Origin of the sequence: Pantoea sp. BAV 3049, from assembly GCF_009765445.1 — a bacterium.
Lineage (GTDB): Bacteria > Pseudomonadota > Gammaproteobacteria > Enterobacterales > Enterobacteriaceae > Erwinia.
Genome location: NZ_WHOY01000013.1, coordinates 1 through 2,819 on the forward strand (window position 1 = coordinate 1; position 2,819 = coordinate 2,819).

At 54.4% G+C, this 2,819-nt stretch carries 2 protein-coding genes; both read right to left on the reverse strand.

Annotated features, from left to right (window positions below):
• Nucleotides 1-2,309: hypothetical protein (locus GSQ70_RS00605; RefSeq protein ID WP_158780474.1), on the reverse strand; the 2,309-nt coding region annotated here is incomplete at its 3' end.
• 2 nt (nucleotides 2,310-2,311) lie between these two features.
• Nucleotides 2,312-2,719, reverse strand: a complete 408-nt coding sequence (locus tag GSQ70_RS00610; RefSeq protein ID WP_158780475.1) for a hypothetical protein — start codon at nucleotides 2,717-2,719, stop codon at nucleotides 2,312-2,314.
• Nucleotides 2,720-2,819 lie beyond the last annotated feature (100 nt).

A 2,819-nucleotide genomic window follows, 5' to 3' on the forward strand; every position in this document is an offset into this window, starting at 1 on the left:
ACATCAACGATGGCATAGCCGGCACGCAGCGGCATGCCATCCGACATCGTCGTGACAATTACCAGCTCGTCACCGCTCACCGTCTCCGGCGACGTATAGCTCACGGTATAAACAGGCTCGTCATCCGTTCCTGATATCTCCGTGTCACCCAGCGAACCGCTTCCCGCCTCCGGATAAAGCGACCACGTGTCCGGGTCTATCTCACCGTCACCGGTGGCCGAAAACTTCTGTACGGACCCCAGCGTCATCTCCGTGAGCAGCGGCGGTGTGACGGGAAATTCCGCATGGGTCGCGTGACTTACCAGCAGGACCCGGGCGGTGGCGGCTTGTCCGTCAGATGCTGTTGCCTTAACGTTTACCCAGGAATAGCCTTTCGGCCAGGCATCGGATGGCGTGGTATACTGACCATTCTCATCAATAACGCCGGTCAGCCCTCCGGACTCTGCCGCCTCAACGCTCCAGCCGGACAGGTCCGTGCCGTCCGTAAGGTCCGCGGTGAACTGCCAGGTGGAGGGACTGCCTGCGACTTCCTTCACGGCTATAAAGGCCGGTGATATCATTACTGATGACGGTACAACCGCCACATAGGCAGATTCCGTGGCGCCATCAGTGCCGGTTGCGGTAATTTTAACGTTAATCAGGGCACTCTCAAGCGCGGCAGGAGCCTGATAAAGGCCGTCGGCGCTGATGGTACCGGAATCGGCCGGAGACACGGACCAGGTCACGTCATCGCTGGCGGTGAACTGCACGCTCTGCCCGACAGAAACCGTGCTGGTCAATGGCGTTACGCTCAGAGAGGTCAGAGACGGGGCGATATCACCGAACACTATCATGTCACCCGGCATGGAAGCGTCTTTCAGCTGGTTAATGTTCTGCTCCGGGAACAGCAGGTGGTCGACGGCAAACACGCTGATAGGCTCAAAGCTCACGCTGCTGAGCAGCGCGCTGACGGCTGCACTCACCATGCTGTCGAGTTTCTCGTGCAACAGGTCTGCCAGCGTCGCGCCATCGTAATATTTGATGATGTCTCCAAATTTATCCCAGAAATTACTGCTCACATGGATATTATTGCTGCCGCCCGTTAGCTGAATGGACTCATCAACTGTGTTCACTACCATCGTGTAGTTCCCCTGGCCGGTTGGGGAAAATGTGACATCTCTGTCGCTGTAGCCGTAAGAGTCTGTGAATGATCCGTCATGTACAGAGTACTTGAGACCAAAATGGTTAATAAAAGTCCTGTCTGAATCTGGCGTCAGTACGAACCCGCCCTCCGTTTTTATTTTCGCCCCTGCCAGTTCGTAAATAAAGTCCTTATCAAGTTCATCATACGCATGACCAGACTCCCGCACAAAATCACCGCTCCACGTTCTGTTCCAGAGCCCTCCACTACTATCCCGATTTTCCGCATTCACAAAACCCAGCCGCAGAGTGGCATTATCAGAGGCCACGAGTTCCCAGGCAGTATCGCTGGAGCTTCCCTCGCGCGTCAGCGTCCATTCGCCAGTGTCCAGGACGCTGTCCATTGATTTTTTAACGAACTGGTTCATGACGAGCAGGTTATTCACCAGGATAGCTGAAGAGTGGTCGTCGGGGATGAGCCACGGGAACGTTTCGTCCGGCAGGCTGGTCGCGTTTTCTGACGGATGAGCTTTGGTGAGCACAAAAAGCAGAACGGCACCGTAACCTGCTCCCTTATTCGTGTTGCCGGCAGGCTGGGTGCGGATGATAAAATCCGTGGGCGTCAGGACCGTGTCCAGCACGTCCATGCTGAGCTGCCCCACACTGTAGGTCACGGGATTATTTTTCAGCCACTGCTCAAAATACGGAATGATTTCTGCAGCCGGGTCGTCGTCGACGTTGGTTGTGTTCACGCTGCCGGCTGACAGGTCCAGGATAACATGACCTTCCGTATCCACCGTCCCGCTGCCTTTTTTCAGATCCACATCCAGCTTCAGGTAGACCCCACCCCCGGGGCGAACGCGGGTGTAGCGGGTTACCTGGTTGTCGGTATTGAGTTTTGCAATACTGCCCCTGACAAACTCCATGGTTACGGAGACGCGGGAGTCAGTGATAGTGGCATTTTCAAAAGAGATACGCGGGGCGGACAGCGTCAGGTCACTGAAGCGCACGGTGCCGTCACTGTTAGTCCAGTTGAATACCGGCATCTCGGCACCATCAGCACGCTTACTGACATACTGCTGCTCAAGAAGGTGGTTGATTTTGTCGCGGTCATAGGCAATCACCGCATCGTATCCCAGCGTTTTGGTTTTACCCGCGAGGGTATTAATGATATCTGCAGAAGTGGTCATTATTATTCTCTCTTTAAGCATATGGAAGATGAAAGGTTCTGGTTAAAATCCAGCCTCACCATAAATAGTAGGTTATTTTTTGTTCTGCCATCAGGCATTATGAGTACGCCTGAACACCCCGCATCCTGAAAGCTGAGATTGGCAATATTATTCATGGTGTTGATGCAGGATCGTCCTGATGGGCTGCCCATCAGGAGTGACTGGCAGTTCAGCCACTCCTGCATCGCCGATAAAAATACATTATTTTCATAAACATGGGTTAAACGATGAGATAATGTTAGGTGACGGATGGTATCAGAACCGGTTTTATCGGAGGGGCGTGGGGTTTCAGCCAGACAGATTTTTTGTCGTGCTGCTGCCAGAATGCGCGTAACAGATACAGTATCAGGAGCCAATATTATGACGTTCACGACAGCCGCCGGGGCCACCCGGTTTATCCGCCACGGCCACGCCTGCCTGGGCGTGGCCGGCCCCGCAGGACTCACCCTGACCGCAGGTGGCCACAACGAC